Annotated in this window: 13 protein-coding genes; 2 read left to right on the plus strand and 11 right to left on the minus strand. The window is 56.2% G+C overall.

Features of this window, described 5'->3' with window-relative positions; all coding sequences use genetic code 11:
- Together T5B8_RS12410 and T5B8_RS12415 are read right to left on the minus strand one after the other, a co-directional pair.
- The coding region (locus T5B8_RS12410; RefSeq protein ID WP_353179174.1) for an RHS repeat-associated core domain-containing protein at positions 1 to 536 on the minus strand (536 nt) is incomplete at its 3' end.
- A gap of 298 nt (positions 537 to 834) precedes the next feature.
- Positions 835 to 1737: an NAD-dependent epimerase/dehydratase family protein gene (locus T5B8_RS12415; RefSeq protein ID WP_353179176.1), complete on the minus strand. Its 903-nt coding sequence runs from the start codon at positions 1735 to 1737 to the stop codon at positions 835 to 837.
- Positions 1738 to 1883: 146 nt separating this feature from the next.
- On the opposite strand from T5B8_RS12415, the gene T5B8_RS12420 reads away from it, so the two are divergent.
- On the plus strand, positions 1884 to 2795 hold the full coding sequence (locus T5B8_RS12420; protein ID WP_353179178.1) for a LysR substrate-binding domain-containing protein: 912 nt from the start codon (positions 1884 to 1886) through the stop codon (positions 2793 to 2795).
- 315 nt (positions 2796 to 3110) lie between these two features.
- Here T5B8_RS12420 and T5B8_RS12425 read toward each other — a convergent pair whose 3' ends face one another.
- The 5 genes from T5B8_RS12425 to T5B8_RS12445 form a co-directional block, all read right to left on the minus strand.
- Positions 3111 to 3731: a LysE family translocator gene (locus T5B8_RS12425; RefSeq protein ID WP_353179180.1), complete on the minus strand. Its 621-nt coding sequence runs from the start codon at positions 3729 to 3731 to the stop codon at positions 3111 to 3113.
- Between the two features lie 59 nt (positions 3732 to 3790).
- Positions 3791 to 4684: a dihydrodipicolinate synthase family protein gene (locus tag T5B8_RS12430; protein WP_353179371.1), complete on the minus strand. Its 894-nt coding sequence runs from the start codon at positions 4682 to 4684 to the stop codon at positions 3791 to 3793.
- 90 nt (positions 4685 to 4774) lie between these two features.
- Positions 4775 to 5617: a transposase gene (locus T5B8_RS12435; RefSeq protein ID WP_353179182.1), complete on the minus strand. Its 843-nt coding sequence runs from the start codon at positions 5615 to 5617 to the stop codon at positions 4775 to 4777.
- Between the two features lie 449 nt (positions 5618 to 6066).
- The gene (locus T5B8_RS12440) at positions 6067 to 6399 is read right to left on the minus strand and encodes a hypothetical protein (protein WP_353179183.1); all 333 of its coding nucleotides are present in this window, start codon (positions 6397 to 6399) and stop codon (positions 6067 to 6069) included.
- 23 nt (positions 6400 to 6422) lie between these two features.
- A complete protein-coding gene (locus tag T5B8_RS12445) occupies positions 6423 to 12725 on the minus strand; it encodes an FG-GAP-like repeat-containing protein (protein ID WP_353179185.1) in 6303 nt (2100 codons plus the stop codon).
- A gap of 590 nt (positions 12726 to 13315) precedes the next feature.
- Here T5B8_RS12445 and T5B8_RS12450 point away from each other — a divergent pair.
- Positions 13316 to 13891: a helix-turn-helix transcriptional regulator gene (locus T5B8_RS12450; protein ID WP_353179186.1), complete on the plus strand. Its 576-nt coding sequence runs from the start codon at positions 13316 to 13318 to the stop codon at positions 13889 to 13891.
- 6 nt (positions 13892 to 13897) lie between these two features.
- Here the strand turns inward: T5B8_RS12450 and gspD are convergent, their stop codons facing one another.
- The 4 genes from gspD to glmU all read right to left on the minus strand — a co-directional run bounded on the left by gspD (position 13898) and on the right by glmU (position 20643).
- The gene (gspD, locus tag T5B8_RS12455; protein ID WP_353179188.1) at positions 13898 to 16108 is read right to left on the minus strand and encodes a type II secretion system secretin GspD; all 2211 of its coding nucleotides are present in this window, start codon (positions 16106 to 16108) and stop codon (positions 13898 to 13900) included.
- A 31-nt stretch (positions 16109 to 16139) separates the two neighbouring features.
- Positions 16140 to 17057, minus strand: coding sequence for a type II secretion system protein N (locus tag T5B8_RS12460; protein ID WP_353179190.1), 918 nt, complete (start codon positions 17055 to 17057; stop codon positions 16140 to 16142).
- A gap of 313 nt (positions 17058 to 17370) precedes the next feature.
- Positions 17371 to 19203 carry a glutamine--fructose-6-phosphate transaminase (isomerizing) gene (gene glmS / locus T5B8_RS12465; protein ID WP_353179192.1) on the minus strand — a complete coding sequence of 611 codons (1833 nt, stop codon included), beginning with the start codon at positions 19201 to 19203 and terminating at the stop codon, positions 17371 to 17373.
- Positions 19204 to 19266: 63 nt separating this feature from the next.
- Positions 19267 to 20643, minus strand: coding sequence for a bifunctional UDP-N-acetylglucosamine diphosphorylase/glucosamine-1-phosphate N-acetyltransferase GlmU (gene glmU, locus T5B8_RS12470; RefSeq protein ID WP_353179194.1), 1377 nt, complete (start codon positions 20641 to 20643; stop codon positions 19267 to 19269).
- Between the last annotated feature and the right edge of the window lie 30 nt (positions 20644 to 20673).

The following is a 20673-nucleotide window of genomic DNA, read 5'->3' on the forward strand; positions in this document are numbered from 1 at the left end:
CTCCCACCGGCTCCGCTAAACGCGGCGGCCGTTGCAGCGGTATACAGACCTGCCTTTAGGTTTCCTCCACTCGCAGCAAACCCCGCACCAAAACCAACGCCCGTGGACGCGACCGCGCCCCACGGTGCGGCCGCTACTGTCATGAGCGACGCCGCGACCGCAGCCACCTCATCCTGATTCGTTCTCTTGGCAGTCACGAATACAGTCGTCAGCGCCCAAATAGTCGTGAAAGGATCATGGCCATCCGGATCGGTATACGACAACGGATTGTTGTAGACGTAGGTATAGCGGTTATACCCCTGGGTTGTCTCCGGCGAGGGTATGAGCGTGTCAGCGGATATAAACCGCCCGATTAGCGGGTCGTAATGGCGGCCTTGCATATTGACCAGACCGACGTTGTCCAACTGCTCGTGGCCGGTAAAGCCGATCTCGGTCAGGTAATCGCTGTTGTAAAGCAGATCCTCCTTTGCGTTATCGGCTTGCCAATCGATATTCCGGCGCTTACCGAAGGCGTCGTATGCCAATTGCTCGATCAACGCTCCGCTCGCGTCGTTAATAGCGAAAAAAAGGCGGACAAACCACGTTTTCGCAAGCACCGCGCCGCTCGGGCGCGGTCGCGCATCGCACTTGCGTCGGCGATAGAATATCTCGAATGCATCGCCTCACTCAGCACACCCGGCATCGTCGACCGTAGTCAACGATTTACCGCCGGTGTCGATCGCCCTCGACTAAAGTCGTCCGGCTACGAGAAACCGCCACGATCCACTGCCGGAGATCCCCACACTTACGGCCGCCCGTTCCGCCGGTGTACACAGAGGATCGCCGGCGATATCCCTACGCGAAGGGTTGGGCACGCAGCCAGTCCAGCAAGGGCACACGCCGAGGTTGCCAGCCGAGGGCTTGTCGTGCGTTTCGGGCCCGGACACGGCTGTTCGAGCCCAGCGCGAAGCGCGCCCAATCGCCCAGTTCCTCGATCGCTTCCTCGGCCGGCCAGGACTGGGTGCGGCCCTTGAAGCCCAGCGCGTGGCCAAGCACCGCTGCGATCTCGGCGTAACTGTTCTCGCCGTTTTCGGCATAGAAATAACTGCCCGCCGGGGCGGTTTCGATCACACGCTCATAGAGCGCGGCCAGGTCCGCGATATGCACGTTCGACCAGCGATTGACACCCGCGCCGACGTGTACGCCGGCCCCCACGGCGAGCGACTTTCTCACCAGCTTGGGCAACTGATCGCTTTCGGCGGGCAGACCCAAGGCCTCGCCATAGATCATGGCCGGCGCGATAACCGTTGCCCGTACGTCGTGCGTGGTCGCGGCCGCGCGAATCTGTGTATTGATCGCAACCCGGTCGCGACGAATAGCCATGGGTACGAACACGTCGTCGTCTTCATAAATCATGTCGGCCGTGTAATCGCCGCGGGCGTCGTCACCGACAACACTCGATCCCGACGTATGCACCAGACGCTTGCCGGTGCCCGCCAACACGCCAAGTAGCGTATCCACGGCCCCCTGGTGGTCGGAATCCGCGGCATTGATGGCGGCCTCGGCGATACCGGCCTCGCGCGCCAGCAACGCTGCGTCGTCGAGATCGCCCAGCACCGGGGTGATGCCGAGCGCCGTCAATGGCTCGACCTTGTCCGGGTTGCGGATCAAACCACGGACTGCGTGGCCACGATCGACGAGGTAACGGGCGAGCGAGCCGCCGATAAAGCCGCTGGCACCGGTGATAAATAGATTCATAACTGACCTCCTGCATATAAAAAAACATGAGTGCTGCATCCGCATCCCAGCAGGGCGTACGCTAACGACAGCAATGGTTATGATTGGCCTTGAGGCAGCCACGCGGTAGGCTCGGACGCTTCAACACGCCTGTGAACTGATTTCACATGTCGGAGCGCGGCACCAATCGGCTAATTCAGATGGACACATTCGTCCGCGTGTTCGAACTGGGCAGTTTCTCGGCAGCGGCCCGCGCACAGGGACGCACGCCGTCGACCGTAAGCAAACTGATCAAACGGCTTGAGGCGCGACTGGGCGTGCGCCTGTTTAATCGATCGACACGAGGGCTCGCCCCGACACAGGAAGCCGTCCAGTTCTACCAGCGTTCGACGCGGCTGCTGGCTGATCTCGAGGCGGCCGAGCGCGGACTCTCCGATCACGACGATGCGCGAGGCCATGTCCATATCAACACCAACGTGCCATTTGGCCATCATCGGTTGATCCCGCTCCTGCCACGCCTGCGCGAACGACATCCCGGGCTCACCGTCGCCCTGACGCTGACCGACCAGATTGTTGACCTGGTTCAGGCACAGGCCGATATCGCGGTGCGCGCTGGCCCCCTACCCAATTCAACGCTGGTCGCGCGCCACTTATGCCGCACGCCAATGCGGCTGGTGGCCTCACAAGACTATCTGCGGCGACGCGGTACGCCGCAACGCGCATCGGACCTAGCCGATCATGATCGGCTCGGGCCGACCTATATGCGGGCGACGGGCGGATGGCCAGTTGGCAACGGCCAACGAATCGACATCGTCACGCCTGATGGCCCGGTCCAGGCCAGCGACGGTGAATCACTACGCCACATGGCCTTGCACGGGCTGGGAATCACGCGCCTTGCCGCATTTCAGGTGGATGCCGATATTCGCACTGGTCGACTGGTACGAGTACTGGCAGCGGACACGGCCGAAGACTCCGAAGCCATGCACGCAGTCTATCTCGGCAAACGCCCCCTCGCACGAGTACCCGCTCGCGTCACCGCGGTTCTGGATTTCCTGACCGAAGCCCTACGCGATTGTTAATACACGCGAGCTGCGGCACCAGCGGTCATGTGACTACAAACGATACAGCCCGCCTCTTTACTATCTCGAAGCCATTGCTTTCATGAGCGACGAAAATTATCGACAACGCGACAAGTCTTTCGCGATTGCTGCTTGGGACCCAACACCGGTTCAGCGTGCTACTCGATAGCGGGGGATGGTCGGCTGGCGTGGCGCTCATTATCACTAGCCTGGTGATAATTACGGTGGCGGTCCCTTCGCGCCCGCGCTGGAGGGTGTTTCGAACCGGCAAAACCGGGTGAGTCCGCTTCTGGCCGATTGCCACCCGAAGCGGACCTATGCCGACAAGAGAACCTTAAAAGCCGCCACGCCAAAACCCAGAGCAAAAACGCCTGAGAAGAATCGACTGCTTCGTTTGTAGAACGAAGAGACTGGGGCATTCGAGAACAGCAGAGCGTAACCAAAAAAAATCAGGCTGCTTTGAAGCAGCAACGCCAATACGACAACGCCTAGTGCGACGACACCGGTGTTGGCGGGTAACGCAATCGCGTAGATCGACGCAAAGAACAGAATGGCCTTGGGGTTGGTCAGATGGATTAGTAGTCCGCGTCGGTACGCCTGCGATCCAGTCAGGCGATCCGTTCGAGCGTTGGCTGAAACGCCGCGGCCCCATATAGCGACCTGGGTTGCTTTGGCGGCCAACCAGAGTAGGTAGCCCGCCCCGAGGTATCTCACGATATCCAGTAGCCAAGGGTGCGCTTTCGTCAGCGTGCCAAGCCCGAAAGCCGCGCTGGCAGACCAAAACAACGAGCCGGTCACGATACCGGCGGCGAGTGCCAGCCCCGCACGTCGCCCCGACCCAAGCGACGTATCGGCAATCGACAACGACGCGGGCCCAGGGCTGGCCGTGACCATGAAAGCCGACGCGAGAATGAAAATAAGGTTCGATAACTGCATGGCGAAATGCGAATCGAGCGCGTCATGTCGTCACGAGCGCGACGCGATTCGGTGCCCAATCAGCTCAGATTCAGCGCATCGAGCACGTCGCCAAGCGCACGACGCTCCGCATCATCAAGCGCCTGCAATGGCCGCGGCAAACAGGCAGATCCCACAAGCCCAAGTTGTTCTGCTGCCGATGCGATCACCCGCAGGCTACCGCCGTGTTGCTTGTAGAGCGTCCAGAGTGGCGTCAGCGCATTGCAAAGTTGTGCCGCCTTGTCGACCTCGCCGGCCTGAGCGGCACGTGTGATCGCCAGTGAGGGTTCGGGAAACAGGCCGCCGATAACCGAATACCACGCGTCGCAGCCAGCGTTCAGCCCGCGTGCCGCGAAAGCATCGCCGCTGACACCGACAGTTACGTGGTTGGGGATTCGTGCTTTCAAGCGTTTGACCCGAGCAACCGACTCGGCCGGATCATCGGGAACACCCGGAATCTTGATCGACCCAATATGCGGTAGCCGAGCGATCTCGGCGTGTAGCGTGTCCGAGAACTCGAATCGCGTCGTCGTGGGATTGTCGTACACACAGAGCGGAATATCGGTCGCATGCGCGACTGTTTCGTAGAGGGTGAATACCTCTGCGTCTTGCAGCGGCTGATACGACATCGGTGGAAGGAGCAAACCCTCGGCCCCGGCGTTCTGCGCGTCTTCGACGTAGAAGAGCACCTCATCGGTTGTCAGAGCGCCCACGCCGATAATGACCGGAATGTTGTGGGCGTGCTCGACCGCCAGCCGCGTGATGCGCGCCCGCTGATCGGCATGCAGATACGCATAGTTGCCGGTTGATCCCAAAGCACAGATCGAATCGACCTCCGCGGAAACCAGGCGCGCCATCAAACGAATGAAGGCAGGCTCGTCGATGCCGTCGCTTCCGAGCGGGCTCAGTGGAAAAGCGCTTAGACCGGTAAACATAAAACTCTCTGCGTTGGTGGCGTCACTTATATCGATCAGCGATACCGCGTTGTTCATCGGGGTCATCATCGGGTCAGGTCTATCATCGTACTATTCAGCCGATTTACTGGCCCGCACGATCCGCCCCACCGTCGTGAAATGTACTCCGAAGTAGTCTGCAATCTGCGCGTAGCTGTATCCGCCGCTCGCATGGCACGCCGCAATCGCCTCGTCGCGCTTGGCGTGTCGGCGGGCAATAACATCTAGCGGTTGCGGTGGCGCCCGTCGCTGGGATTTTGGAATGTTGACGTCGTCCTGAACATTGACGTGTTTCAGGTTACGGGCGACGAATTCGTCATCGCCAAGAAACGCCTGAGCCTGCAGATCGCGCCAGATCGAGTCCGCGTCAATTCCGTCCAAAACAAAGGCCTTGTATCGTTGGCGAGCGACACGACGACGCTTTCCAAACGCGGCTAATAGCCCATCCGTTGCCAACCACGCGGGCGAGTACACGACGCCCATCATCGCGGCGTAACTACTCCAGGGCCATTCGCCGGGTCGATTGACCATACGTGCGCGAACCGGATTGAGCACAACATATCGCGACAGCTCCAGCAGATAGCTGTCACCGTCTACGAGAATGCCCTTGAAGCGGCCTTGAAACAGATGCCCCGTGCGTCGATGGCGACGGTTGCTGTACTGGGTATAGACGCCATTGAGTTGACGCATCCCCCGGGAGAGGTTCGCATCCGGTGTCTCGATGACCAGGTGGTAGTGATTGGTCATCAAGCAATAGGCGTGGCAGACCCAGTTGAAGTCTTGCACGACCTGGCCAAGAATTTCGAGAAAACGTGTGCGATCCGTGTCGTCTTCGTAAATCGCTTCACGACGATCACCGCGCGAAGTCACGTGATACAACGCGCCAGCAAACTCGATTCGGATGGGTCGGGCCATACGATCGACATTAGCTTGATTTGGAAATCAATGCTACTTAGCTAGACCTGACCCCGTCTCGCCGCTCTGACCCCGTCTCGCCGCGTCTCGCCGCGACTCGAATCGATGCCATCATCTCGACCTCCAGAGACAAAAACCGGGATCACCCGGCGTCTTGTCTATCTGGAAGCCACGGCCTATCGGCTGGCATCATCCTCGGCAGACGTGTCCGGATGATGCAGGTGACGAGGGCGGCAATTCAGAGTCGAGCATCCAGTTAAGGATGCGAACCCCACGAGCCACACCCTCGTCACCGGATCGAGTCTAGCCGATTTCTGCACCCTCGGTCGCCTGCAGAATCCGAAGATAGACCCCGACTTTTTCACGCGCTGCTGAGTTTCGGGGCTAATCAGGATGCGCGAAGCTTTTCTATCCTCATCACATATTGGGAAGACTAGTAAAATACACTATCAAGTAATAGCTCCTATTAGAGCAATCAGAACAACGAATATTAGCCCGTTAATAAACTGAAAAATAAAAAGTCGCCTGGTTGAAATTAAATTCTTGCGCAATAACTGGTCTTCTTCTTTTTGTATCTGTGTCGCAGAAAGCAGATTATTAAAAAATGAGATGTCTATATACAGTTCATATACAGTTTTATATTTGCGACCGAACAAAGTTAAGCCTTTTCGATGTGCGTACTCGACTAGTTTGCGAATGCGTCGAACGTATGCGAACAGGGCTACTACCTCAGCAAACAGAGACATTATAAAGATTAGCGTTAATAGCTCGATATCAATCATTTACCCCTCCCTGGAAATTTAAATTACCACTCGCCAGGATCGGCCGTATAGCCGCCGCCGACTGTGACACCGAACGCGGGCGGAAAGATGAGCTTGGTACCGAGCGTGTAATCGCCTTGGTAGTTAAATTGCGATCCAATACAAGTGACGAAGCATACTTCTACAGATTGATACGCGCCTGATATGCTGCCTGATTTAAGGAAATCCCCTTTGACGTAAGCACCACCCTTGAGCATATATCCTTTGACGTACTCAGCGGAGACTGCAGTATCCCCCTTGCCATTGAATGCACTTGATACACTTGTCCCTGGCCCGCCAGCGATCGTTAGCTCTGTCCCAAATTGGACATTTTCTCTAGCGCTTTCCCAAAAACCGGATACGAAATCACTGAAGTTCGACTTGAGTCGACCTATCCAGGACTCATTACTTTGTTCAACACAGCCGTCACGGCAACCCTCGGCGTTAAAAGCCTGCGAGAAAGCACCAGTCATAGCGCCGTTACCGAACTTCCCGCCCGACAACTCGGACGCGGTCCCACCGATAATAGCCGCAGCAAATACTCGAGCCTGACTAGTCGGAATTGCAAACTTTCCATTCGGGTTTATCACAGGGCTCACAGCCTTCGTGGCAGCAGCAGCAAAGAATCCTGATCTAAAGCTCCCGCCTTGCAAATCGCTGGATACGCCGCCTATCGCGCCATGTATCACCACCATCTTGGCGTAATATCCCGCTTTAGCCGCAGCGGAGGCGCCCTCCACAGGCCCTTGTATTTGCCCGGCACGCCCAAACGCGTAAGCGGTCGCAGCACTATACAGGCCCGCCTTGACATTCCCGCCGCTGGCTGCGAAACCTGCGCCGAACCCTACCCCGGCTGCTTCAACCGGCGTCAATCCGGGGCTAACTCCTGCTACAAGCAAAGACACACCGACCGATGTCATTTGCTTGTGGTCGATAATTATGCCGACCGTAGTTAAGTAAGTACCAGCAATTATGGCAAAAGCAGCAAATGGATTGTGACCATCCGGATCGGTATACGACAACGGATTGTTGTAGACGTAGGTATAGCGGTTATACCCCTGGGTTGTCTCCGGCGACGGTATGAGCGTGTCAGCGGAAATAAACCGACCGATCAGCGGGTCGTAATGGCGGCCTTGCATATTGACCAGCCCGACGTTGTCCAACTGCTCGTGGCCGGTAAAGCCGATATCGGTCAGGTAATCGCTGTTGTAAAGGAGATCGTCCTTTGCGTTATCGGCTTGCCAGTCGATATTCCGGCGCTTACCGAAGGCGTCGTATGCCAATTGCTCGATCAACTTTCCGCTCGCGTCGGTGATAGCGGTCACTGAACCCAGGTGATCCCGGTGCAGATAACGGGTCGCGTCATTGTTGCCATGGTCGACTTCGATCGCGATCGTCTCGCCGTTAACCTGGATATAGGCACGATGCTCTATATCGCCGTTGCCGTGGTCGTGGCGTTCATACAGGCCGCCAACATAGTTAATCTTCGTCTGCGTGAAGCCGTTCTTGGCGGTTTGATTGCGTACCTGCTGGTAGAGGCTGCGATCCGGCGCGTAGCTGAATGCCGATGCATCCGAGTATGTTAAAGCGCCGCCTTTGTAGAAACCGTCAGCCGGTAGTCTTGCGGCTCGAACGATCGCTCGCGGCTTGTTGAAGGATGTCCATTGCACGCGCCGGTTCGGCGCGGTGAGCATGTTGCCGTTGGCGTCGTATGTATACGCACCCGGCCGCGGGCCCTCATCTATGGACACAACGGCATGCGGGCGATTCGCATAGTGGTAGGAGCCTACATCGCTCTTATACGCAATATTCCCAATACTGTCGTATGAAAGGAACAGGTCGTTAAGACTACTTTCGCCATTACCGCCCTCGACTTGCACGAGCCGGTTCAACGCGTCGTACTGGAACTCCTCAATTAGCCCAGCCTGGTTTTGGTCGGTACGCGACAGGAGGTTGCCCACCGGATCCCATTCGTATGTCAGAGACTGAATTTCAGTTCCGATGGTGCTGCCGGTAATTACTTCTTGCAGATACCCTTTGGTCGGGTTGTAGAAGCGAATCGTGTTCAGACCGTTGCCAAGCTGGAAGTCGTTAACTCGGCCCGCAGCATCGTACTCGTTGGCGTTCCAATACATAACTTGGGTATCTGGATTAACGATATGATCCAGATAACCGCTGGCGCTATATTCGTGATCGACTCTTAGGCCGTTGGGGTAGGTCAGTCGCCAAAGTCGGCCTTGATCATCAAAGCTCTGAGAGACATCGAACTTTTCGCCTGCGATGATCGTACGCTTGCGAACGAGACGGCCGAGCGAATTATAAGCCAGTTGCTGCTTAAAACCGTCTGCAGCCGTTACACCGTCGAGCGCGCCAATCCACTGGCTATCGTACCCCCAGCGATCCGTGCCCTCGACACTTGTGCGCGAAGTCATGCGACCGAGCGCGTCATAGACCATCGTAACTTTCTGGCCTTTGTTGTCCGTCTGAGAGATCAGATCTCCATAGCCGTTATACTCGTATTGCGTGGTCTCCGTATCGTAGTCGTACATCTCTATTTTACGACCCGCCTCGTCATACCACACGAATGTCTTGTTATCTTTAGCGTCTTCTACACGCGTCAAATTATTGAAGGCATCGTAGTAGTACTTCGTGCTATTACCGAGCGCATCCGTAACCTGCGTCAGATTGCCGAGCGCATCAACTTGCTTGGTGGATTTTTTGCCGTTCGCATCAGTCGTTGTCGTGCTAAAACCACGGTAGCTCGTCCGCGTATAGTCCACAGCGTTCGAGCCGTCGCCCTTCGGCACGGCGACTGCCGTGACTCTATTAAGCGCGTCGTAAGTGGAGGTCGCGTAATAAACAGTATGACCACGATAGAACGGCATTGAGGCTTTGATGGGCCGGCCTTGTTTATCGTACTGCGTGATTTGATCGATCCAGTCACCGTCGGCGCCAAGCGTCGATTCGGAAACTGTTTTTTCCAAGACATTCACCGCCACAATCTTCTGACTGCCGTCGGAACCCGTGGTCTTGGTGGCGAATTTTCCGTTACCAGAAGGGCACATTTGGGCCGTACATGCCAAATATTCCTGGCGCGTATAGGTGCCGTCTGCTCGTATTTCTTTGGTGAGCCGGCCCATACCGTCATATTCCCATGTCGTCGTCAGACCGTTCGGCCCCGTCAACGATAGCTGCTGGCCTGTTCTCCCGTCGTATGTATAGGTTTCCGCATGACCGAGCGCATTCGTTTTCTTGATCGGGAATTGCCCGCGTGAATCGAATTGGGCTGAAGTCGTTCGGCCGGTCTGGTCGTCGACAGTCGTAATCGTCGACTTGATCTTATTACCGAAATTGTCGTATTCGTAAACCGTCGATGTCTCGCTGTCGGTTCCGACGTATGCCGATTCGCGCACCAGGAAACCAGTCGTCGCATCGTAGGCAAACGTGGACGTTCTCGTCGCAGGGTCGGAATCGCCCGACTTCGTCTTGCTTACCGTCGTAGACGTCAACCGGCCCAGCTGCCATTTACTAACGTTGTCGCTATACGCGTTTCGCACCATCGTCGTATAAACCGGTGCACTGGCTTGCGGAACGCCGTCCGCGCCGTTGATCTCTTCGACTTTCGAAATCATTTCCACAACAGAGCCGTAGCTGTCGTAGGTTGTATCGATCGTCTCTATGCTCAACAACAACGGCTTGCTTTGCCCGCCGGCCGACACTGTGGCCAAGCCGTCGAACGATTTGTTTTCCTGATGCTGTGCATAGACAAAATAGCGTGGCGCGCCTTTCCCGGTGGTTTTCTTACTAGCGAACGTCTGTGAGTTCACTGAGATCGGCGCCGCTGGCGCGTAAGGCGCCGAAGCATTTAGGCGATAAGTCGTAGTCTCGGAGGCGAGTCCTGTAAAGGGAAAATCAACACGGTAGTTTGTTTGCACGCCCACCTTGGCATCCAAATCCATCTTGAATATAGATTTGAAGCCTAAAATGCCGCGACCCGTGAGATCGGCAATGAGGTCCGTATACTTATAGCTAGTGGTAGACAAGCCACCGAGCGCATTCGTCTGCTTATAAGACTTGACGACGTAATTCGACGTCTGCAGCTTTTGCGTGCCCGCGCCAGCGATCTCGGCAGTACGCGTGTACACGGAAGAATCGGTCAACGGCGCATATTCGATCGATACAGACGCACCCAAGCCATTGGTGATCGTGCGCAGCATTTCATGCTCCGCACTATTATTCGTGAACCACCAAATTCGACCTGCACTTGGGTTGTACCAACTGAAATCGATAATGCCGTCGCCGTTCCAGTCGCCAAACTGAATATTACCCGTCTTATCGTTGACGCGCTCTCTGGTGACGCCCGGATCCCCGCATATAGTGAAATTAGCCTCGCCGTCGTTCAAGTACCAAATGTTTGCACCACTTGGCCGATAGAAAGCGACGTCTGTAATACCGTCGGCGTTCCAATCACCGAAATGGAGCTTTCCGTAGTTATCGAGCCTATCTCTCTCTAGAAGCCGCCTACCAAGCATCGTGTACTTGTTATCGCCGTTATTTATGTACCACGCGTTTTTGCCAGTCGCCCTATCAAACATGACGAAGTCGTCGATACCATCGGCGTTCCAGTCACCGATATAGAACTCACGCGAACGACCATTTCCATCGATTACAATTGCATCACTGTACAAATCGGATCGATCGATCGCATCCTGTCTTTTAATGGTGAAGTTTGGAAAATAGCTCTTCAGCGTGGAATCGTAGGTTATACCCTCGTTTACGTACCAAACGTTGTGCCCAGTTTTCTTGTTTACGAAGGCAACATCTTTGAGGCGATCGCCGTTCCAGTCTCCGAATAGCAACCGAGTGCTACGGAAACTGCTTTTGATTAAAGCAGGCTCCAGAATATTATCTTTTCGGTCCCAGCCCATGTTTTGATTTGATACAAACCACCGGTTTGTACCGCTACCCGTATCGTAGTAAGCGATATCCACATAGCCGTCGGAGTTAAAGTCTAGAAACTCCAACTGAGCATACTCCCCGGCTAATAAATTGCTGGGGATTGGGCTTGTATACTGCTCGGAGAAGGTTCCGTCTCCGTTATTCAACCACCAGTTGTTTGCCCCCGTTTTAGGCCGAAACCACATTACATCCGTTATTCCGTCGGCGTTCCAGTCGCCAAAATGGAGTTCCCCGTCCCCATTGCTGACACTGCCAGTGGGAAGAGGGCTCTGGGGCGCGTATTCGGTAGTTATTTTGGTCGCATCGCCTTTGTTCTGATACCAGACCTGAGTGCCTTTCTGATAGTTGTAATACAAGAAGTCGTGCAGGCCGTTACCATCCCAATCGCCAACATGCATTCGCGCGATGTCATTATCGAATATGTACTGCACATTTTCGGAATAAGTTAATTTCTGGCTCGTGTCATCCCAGACAAAACGCGTTGGCTCGAAGCAATTCCCATCATCGTCGCACTGCGAGATCGCAGCCACGCGACTTCTACCGGAGCCAAGGGAGGAATCCTTATATTCCACCTTGTAGCGCGCAGCAAGATCGAGGCCTGCGTATATTGCGACCGCAGCAAGCCGCTTGCTTGAAACGACTTTTTTGGAGCCAATTCCATCGTAGGCAGATGTCACATCCGGCCTGGCTTCGTATTCGAAAGCGACTCTGTTATATGGCGTTACATTAGCGGCTAAATTTCCAGTGTAATTGACGCTTTCTGGAACGGTTTCTCCCGTGCTCGCATCACGGCTGTATTTGAAGTCGATATAATTTCCGGCCGTGTCGCTTATGCGATTTACAGACCAAACACGTACGGGCCCGAACGTCCCATCGGCTTTTTCAATCCGAAACGCAGCGTTATCCCGATTACCGTATTCGTATATTTCGCCGCTCTTTGTCCACACTTTGAACCAAACGCCGTCCGCGTTTATGCTTCCATACTGCACAACTTTGGAGAACGTATCGATTTCAGTGCGGTATTCGGCCAGGTTGGTTCCGTAGGTGCCAGCGACCAACACAAGCCTTTTACCATCGAGACAAAGCTTGTCGTTCGTATCGTAGTCCACGCCATCTATAAAGCCATCCTGCACCAAGGTCGTCGCACAACGGCCGATTTGGGAGATGCCATCTATGCGCCAGTCGAGGCCAAGGAGGCCGTTACCCGAATTCGAGCTGAAAGCAAAGGCCAGCTTCGGCTCCATGCCTGCGCTTCCAGGCGGCATGTTGAGCGGGATGCTGTATGTGGCAGCGCCGCCGTCGGTGACCTGAAATGCCCCGGCGGTCGTTCCTGGCACTGTTGCAGCCATGGCGGCACCAAACCAAACGCAACACAAACATACAAACCACGACCGCGACACTTTCATAACGCCCTAGCCCCTGAAATATTGGCCGTGAAATCATAAGGCCATTAGAAGAGCGTTAGGTCTGCAAAAATACCCAAAACACTGCAGCGATTAGGTACATGGCAAGTTTGACGATTCACGCAACAGCGGATCCAGAAGCATCAGCACGTGAGTCTTTTATACGACGGCTCTATTTAACGACAGCGCGCGGCCGTATCGGCGAGTCAAGCAATAGAGCGCTAAGACTTCTGGCGACCCAAGTGACCTTCGATCAAGGGGTTCAAGCCGTTATCAATCTTCGGCTCAACGACTTATCGTTCTACGCGGCTTACGGGAGACTAAGATCGCTCTGTGACCTGCGGCGGGACCGTATATTCTCGCTCTCGGAGCTGAGCGCCATCGCTACGGGTATGAAACCGGGCATCCCGGCAGCAGTGACGTTGAGCGGAATAAGGGCGGAAAGACGGTTTAGACGGTCGATAGCGCCGCCGCCAGCGGATACCGAGAACCCTGACAGAAAGTGCATCGTTGCGTACGTCGAACCACACACCAGCATGATGCATATGCTGGTCCTTAACCGTCTAGACGATCAAGTATTTACAGAACTTGAACAGAGCCGCGTGATCTCATTCATGCCGCATCTTGTTTCACTAAAAATCAGGGCGCTGATCGCCGAAAATGCTCCGCCACGCGGTTCAGCCAAGCAATTCGCTATGGTTATCTGCGAGGCCGGCGGCGATATTTATTACTTACAAGAAGAAGCAAGGCACCTGCTCAAGTTAACTTTCCCCGGATGGAACTCGACACTTTTTCCGCTCCCGCTACCCGGTGAAGACAGGCCAATTAATCTGACGCATGGAAAGCTACAGATCAGCGGGCACCGTAATGCGGGCACATACCTTTTATACCTTCATTATGAGGATGCATTAAGTAAACTCTCAGAGCGAGAACGTAGCATCGTCGAGCTGGCTCAGGTAGGAACTGCAACCAAGTTAATCGCGCGCGAGTTAGAGCTTTCCCCTTCCACGGTTTCAAATCACCTCCAACGGGTGTACGCCAAACTGGGTATACAATCTCGCGCAGAGCTGGTGACCATAGCCCAGGCGGCACAGCTAGATACCAGGTGCTAATGCGCTTCAAGGTGAAGTATCGAATACGCGGCACACTGCAGCGTCACGACTCGTCGGCGTACTTGGTTTCGTCAGCGATAATGGAGGATGATCGAGGCACCCCTGAAACTCCAAAATTCTATAAACAGCAGGCCATGGCTGTCTTGGACGACGCTGCAGCACACGCCTCGGTGAACGCGTTATAGCGTAGTCAAGTGTCGATTGAACCAAAGGCTTGTTTTTTTTCGATTCCGCCACTGGTAAAGAACCCTCGGTAAGTAGATTAGACTCGTAGCCAGCACCCGATGAAGGCTGGTTGAGCCGTATGCGATCGTCCGAGCCTAAGACCGACTCGTTGTTCGCAAACCCATGCTCCTGAGCTGCTACAGCGGAGCGATATTTCTCTTTCGTATAGGCGCTGGCAGTATCTGCGTCCCGAATTATTACTGGGCGAATAAAAATCATGAGGTTCCGCTTGCGGTTCGTAACTGCCTGTCTACGAAACAACACACCGATAAGTGGTATATCACCTAGCAACGGCACTTTACTTTCAGAGCCTTGAAACTCTTGATCGATCAATCCGCCCAGAACTAACACGCGACCATCATCGACAGCGACCGTATTGCTGAGTGTCCGTTTGTTTGTAATCAAGTCGACAGCATCCGCTTGGGTGCCGCTGATACTCGATATTTCCTGAGAGATTTGTAGCTTTACGGTGTCCCCCTGGCTGATCTGCGGTGTAATCGTCAGCGTCAGCCCAACGTCTCGACGCTCGATCGTCTGGAATGGATTGACGGCTCCACCACCATCACCGTCGCCACTTACAGCAGTGGTAAATGAGCCCGTTAAAAACGGAACCTCCTGTCCTACAGAGATTTTCGCCTCTTCATTATCCATAGTGACCAGCGTGGGAGCGGACAGAATATTAGTGTTCTGATCAGTCGCAAGCGCTCGAATCAAACCAGCGATAGCACTATCACCACTGCGATTGATAGCGCCGAGGCTGCCACCTCTTCCGGCGAAGGCTGCGGGGTTAATCGTGCCACCATTAACACCACCTGACCCGATAGCACTTATCGTCGCAGGATCAAGCAGGCTCGCGAATGCGACATTATCACCCAACGCGGCGATATCCACTCCCAGCTCTCGCGTCTTGGTATCGCTGACCTCAGCGATTACGGCCTCTACCAGTATCTGCGCTCGACGGATGTCAATCTTTTTAAGCAACTGCCGGATTGCCTCAATCGTCTGCTCTGGCGCTGTAACGACGATTGCATTCAGCGACGTATCCGCGAAGACTCCAACCGCATTATTGACGTTGGAGCCGCGCTCCGACGTTTGATACCGCTGGCTTTCAATCTGGGCAAGCTGTTGCAACAGTGGCGCCACTGATTCAGCTTCAGCATTCTGCAAGTACAGAACTTCGGTCGTCGCATCACCGCTACTGATATCGACATCAAGACGACCAATAAGATTACGCAAGCGCTCGTTCGTAGGCGTATCGCCGCCCAGAATAATCTGGTTACTTCGGGGATCGGCGACGATAGGTAGCGCTGCGCGCGCGCCAGAGGGGCCTTGGCTCTGCTGTATCTGATTTAACGCGTTTACGACTTCAGTAGCTTCAGCGTATTGGAGTTTAACGATGTCCAGAGCCGTAGTTTTGCGCTGGTCTAGCGACGCGATGATTCGCTGCAAACGCTGAATATTGGCCCGGCGGTCGGTAATAATCAGGGTGTTACCGGCAGGATAGACCGCAATTTGCGCATCCTGTGGCATGAGCGGACGAAGAATACCTACTAGCTCGCTTGCGTCGACATTTTCCAGCTCGATAGTTCGAGTCACAACATCGCTATCGGTTTGTCCGCGCACCTCGGCCGGTTCACCATATTGCTTGGCCTCGCCTTCCGGTACAATTTGAACCGCAGTAGCGGTCGGGACGGCGGCGTAACCCAGCACATCCAGTATCGCCAAGAACGTTTGGTATACCGCCCTCTCATCTACCGAACTCGGCGTAAAAACGGTGACTTCGCCGCGTACTCTAGGATCCACGATGAAGTTCCGGCCAGTGATATTTGAGACGGCCGCGATCACCGCATTGATGTCCGCCTTTTCAAAATTCAGACTCGCCCCTTCAGCGTTAGCAGTATTTGTCGCAACTGCCGCCTCGGCCGACCGGGCATTTTGCGCAAATGCTGGTACGGCAGCGATAAGCAAGAACAATAAAGCAAATATTCTCAACACCAGCCCCGCTTATCGACCCAAGACATAATCAAGACGAGAGATCGAACTCGAAAACACGATTTACACCGCCGCGCTTGACAACAAAAGACAGCGTTTCGCCGTCGCTAAGCTGCGAAAGCACCTCCCCGTTTGCCGCCGTAGTGGAAGAAAAATCCATTCCATTGATACTTAGCACCAGATCACCTTTCTCGAACGGCAGCGCTTCGAATAAGGTCGGATCGCGACCGGGATAGACACGATATCCCCGTAACACCCCTTTCTCTGTTATCGCTTGTAGTCGAATGTATCTGGACACCGGCTGTTTTTTTACGAAAATCGCACGGCGAGCTTCGGCAATAAATTGACGTAACTCCGGTGTAATGGCGATTTTAGAGTCAACAGCCTGTTTAAAATCCGCGGCACTAATCGGGGCCACACTAACGGCTATGATTTGCTGATCGCGACTCGTGGGCTTGTCTCGGGGCAGCCATAGCGTTTCATAGGCCCCGGAACGCCTAATAACAATATACCGGGCACTGATTTGGTGAACTACGACATCGGGCGCGATATCATCGCCAACGGCATAGGTTTTCGCCGCGCCATCACTCAGCCGGATGATAGCTTGTGAGGCTCCCGACTGCCCGATTGAAAAGACGCCTTTGAGCTCCAAATCCAACGCAGTTTCGGGCACGAACTGCATCTCGACGTCGCCAGGGGGCGCATTGGAGGATGGCTCCGATACGCCAAACAGATTCGCCTTGGTAATCAACGCCAAGTCGACTGGCGTATTCTGAGATCTCGGCGGAGGCAACTGCGTTTCGGCGGCGGATGTCTGCTGCTCGAACATGCTGAAGAATTCGTAACTACTCCACACACTCCAAACAATTAAGCCGCATATAACGACGTTAACGAAATACGCAATGTAACGCGAGTTACGTAGCAGTGAGTCGAAAAACGTTGGAGCCATAGCCCTCAGAATCGATTGCGGACAGACTACAACGCTATCAGGCAGTAGAAGTATTACCGGTGATACCAGCGACAGCTTTGTCCTGAAACAAATATACCAGCCCGCTTTAGTCGCCACTGCAGAGAATTTACGCCGCCCTTAAAGGCACGTCGATCTCATTCTCGCAACGGCTTATACCGTAAATTCACGCAGCCTTATAGGCTTACAAGCGCGTATGCGAAATATAGCCAAAAGCGATTTATTTTTTGTAAAGCGAGCTTACGCTGATATTTCACGATGCAGCAAACTCTAGGGCCTCTCGAAGAGGCGAGTACTACTCGACGGTCACACTCTTGGCGAGATTTCTCGGCTGGTCGACGTCGGTGCCTTTGGCGACCGCGACGTGGTAGGCGAGCAGTTGTAGCGGGACGGTGTATGCAATAGGGGCCAGCGTTTCGTCGACGTGCGGCATGTCGAGCACGGTGATGCCGGGGCCGGTATCCAGGCCGGAGGCGGCGTCGGCGAACACGTAGAGCTTGCCGCCGCGGGCGCGGACTTCCTGGAGGTTGGATTTCACCTTTTCCAGCCAGTCGTTCTTTGGCGCGATGGCGATGACGGGCATCTTTTCGTCGACCAGCGCGAGCGGGCCGTGCTTGAGTTCGCCGGCGGCATAGGCTTCGGCGTGGAGATAGGAGATCTCCTTGAGCTTGAGCGCGCCTTCCATGGCGATGGGATACATGGGTCCACGCCCGAGGAACAGGGCGTGGTTCTTGTCGACGAATTCTTCGGCCAGATGGCGAATGGCGTCGTCGAGTTCGAGCACGCGTTCGACCGAGGTGGCCAGCTGATGAATATCTTCGGCGAGCGCCCGCCGATCGTCGGCGTTGCGTTCGAGCATGCCGGTAAGCAACAGCAGACACAGCAGCTGGGTGGTGAAGGCCTTGGTGGAGGCCACGCCGATTTCGGGGCCGGCGTGGGTCATCAGCACCAGATCGGACTCGCGGGTCAGCGAGCTTTCCGGTTTGTTGCAGATGGCCAGTGTGGCCAGATAGCCGCCGTCGCCGCTGCCCAGCGATTTGGCATAACGCAATGCGGCCAGCGTGTCGGCGGTTTCGCCGGATTGGGATAGCGTGACGAACAGGCAGTTCTTGGGCACCACCGGATCGCGATAGCGGTATTCGCTGGCCAGCTCCACGTTGCAGGGAATACGCGCCATGGCTTCGAGCCAGTAGCGCGCGACTAGCCCGGCATGGTGGCTGGTGCCACAGGCCACGATATGAATGTACTCGACGCCGTCGAGCAGCGCGCGTGCTTCGGCGCTGATGCTCGAGGCGAAGATATCGTCGGCGGATACACGGCCCTGCCAGGTTTCGGCCAGCGCGCGCGGTTGCTCGTAGATTTCCTTGAGCATGAAGTGGCGATAGCCGCCTTTTTCGGTCGCCGCCAGGGACAGGCCGGACTCTTTGACCGGCCGGTCGACCTGGGCGCCGCTGCCGTCGATGATGGTATAGCTTTCGTGGGTGAGCACCACGAGATCGTCTTCTTCGAGATAGACGAAATCGCGAGTGACCGGCAGCAGGGCCGCCACGTCCGACGCTACGAAATGCTCGCCGATACCCACGCCCAGCACCAGGGGCGAGCCGCTACGCGTGGCGACCAGGGTATGCGGATCATCACGACAGACCACGGCCAACGCATAGGCGCCGTCGAGTTCTGCGACGGTGGCACGCACGGCGGCGGCGAGGTCGCCACTGTCGCCCAGATGGCTGTCGACCAGATGCGCGATGACTTCGGTATCGGTCTGCGAGGTGAATGCGTAGCCAGCCTGTTTCAGGCGCTCGCGCAGCGGTTCGAAATTCTCGATGATGCCGTTGTGCACCACCGCGATGCGATCGGAAGAGACATGCGGATGGGCATTGGTTTCGGACACGCCGCCGTGGGTCGCCCAACGCGTATGGGCAATGCCGAGCACACCCGGGCGCGGCGCTTCGGCCAATTTGTCGGCCAGCGCCTGAACCTTGCCAACCGCACGGATACGATCCAGCGACCCGTCGTTGACGAGCGCCATGCCGGCCGAATCATAGCCGCGGTACTCCAGCCGCCGCAGGCCTTCGAGCAGGATGGGTTCGACATTGCGCTGCGCACTGGCGCCGACAATTCCGCACATGGCGCTGATTCCTCTGGTCGATCGATCGCGCCGCCGCCCGCGGCCCGATAGCAAGCGTATGGGTTACGAGTGGCCGGGGTTGTTCTTGCGCGGGCGCTTCCAGCCGTCGATGCTGAACTGCTTGGCGCGCGAGAGCGTGAGCGTATCGGGCGGCGCGGTCTTGGTAAGCGTGGTGCCGGCACCGATGGTGGCCCCCCGCTCGACGGTGACCGGCGCCACCAGCTGGCAATCTGAACCGATGAAGGCATCGTCGCCGATGGTGGTGACGTGCTTGTTGGCGCCGTCGTAGTTGCAGGTGATCACGCCCGCGCCGATGTTGACGTTGGCGCCTACGACCGCATCGCCGACATAGCTCAGGTGGTTGATCTTGCTGCCCGCGCCCAGCCGGAGCTTTTTGGTTTCCACGAAGTTGCCGATCTTGGCGCGATCGGCCAGCTCGGTGTCCGGACGTAAACGTGCGAACGGACCAATCTGGCAACGTGCGCCCACGGCGGCGTGCTCGATGACGGTATGCGAAAGCACCTGGGTATGATCGCCGATGGTGCAGTTGCGCAGCACGCAGTGCGGGCCGATATGTACGCCCTCGCCCAGCACCACCTCGCCTTCGATCACCGCGTTCACGTCGACTAGGCAATCGCGCCCGACGCGCAGCGAACCGCGCAGGTCGAAACGCTCGGGGTCGCGCAGGGTCAGGCCCTGATCCATCAGCGCATCGGCCTGGCGGCGTTGGAGCAGCCGCTCGGCGGTGGCCAGGTCGCGCTTGTCGTTAATGCCCTGGGTTTCTTCCACGCTGCCGGCCTGGCCGGCGACGATCTGTACGCCGTCACCGGCGGCCATGGCGATGCAGTCGGTCAGGTAATACTCGCCCTGGGTGTTTTCGTTGGTCAGCCGCGACAGCCAATCGCGCAGATGGCGGGCCTGGGCACAGATCAGCCCCGTGTTCACTTCGCGGATATAGCGCTCGTCGCCGCTGGCGTCCTTGTCTTCGACAATGCCCACAACACGGTTGTTGTCGTCACGCCGAATCCGCCCGTAACCGCTCGGATCGTCGAGCACCACCGTCAATAGCGCCAATGCGTCGCTGCCGGCGGCATCCACCAGATGCGACAGCGTGGCCGCGCGTACCAGCGGCACGTCGCCGTAGAGCACCAGCACGCTGGCATCGTCGGGCACATCGTCGATGGCCTGGCGCACGGCATGGCCGGTGCCCAGCTGCTGCTCCTGATAGACCCAGTTGACCTCGAGATACCCCAACGCCGATTGCACCTGTTCGGCGCCGTGGCCGTAGACCACGTGAATTTGCTGCGGATCCAGCGTTTGTGCGGCCTCGACCACATGCTTGAGCAACGGCCGGTCGCCCAGCGGTTGCAGCACCTTCGGCAACGCCGAACGCATGCGTTTACCCTTGCCCGCGGCCAGGACGACGATATGCAGACCCATAACTAAAGACGATTCGACGGTTTGACGTGG

This window comes from Salinisphaera sp. T5B8 (genome assembly GCF_040361255.1).
Taxonomy (GTDB): Bacteria; Pseudomonadota; Gammaproteobacteria; order Nevskiales; family Salinisphaeraceae; genus Salinisphaera.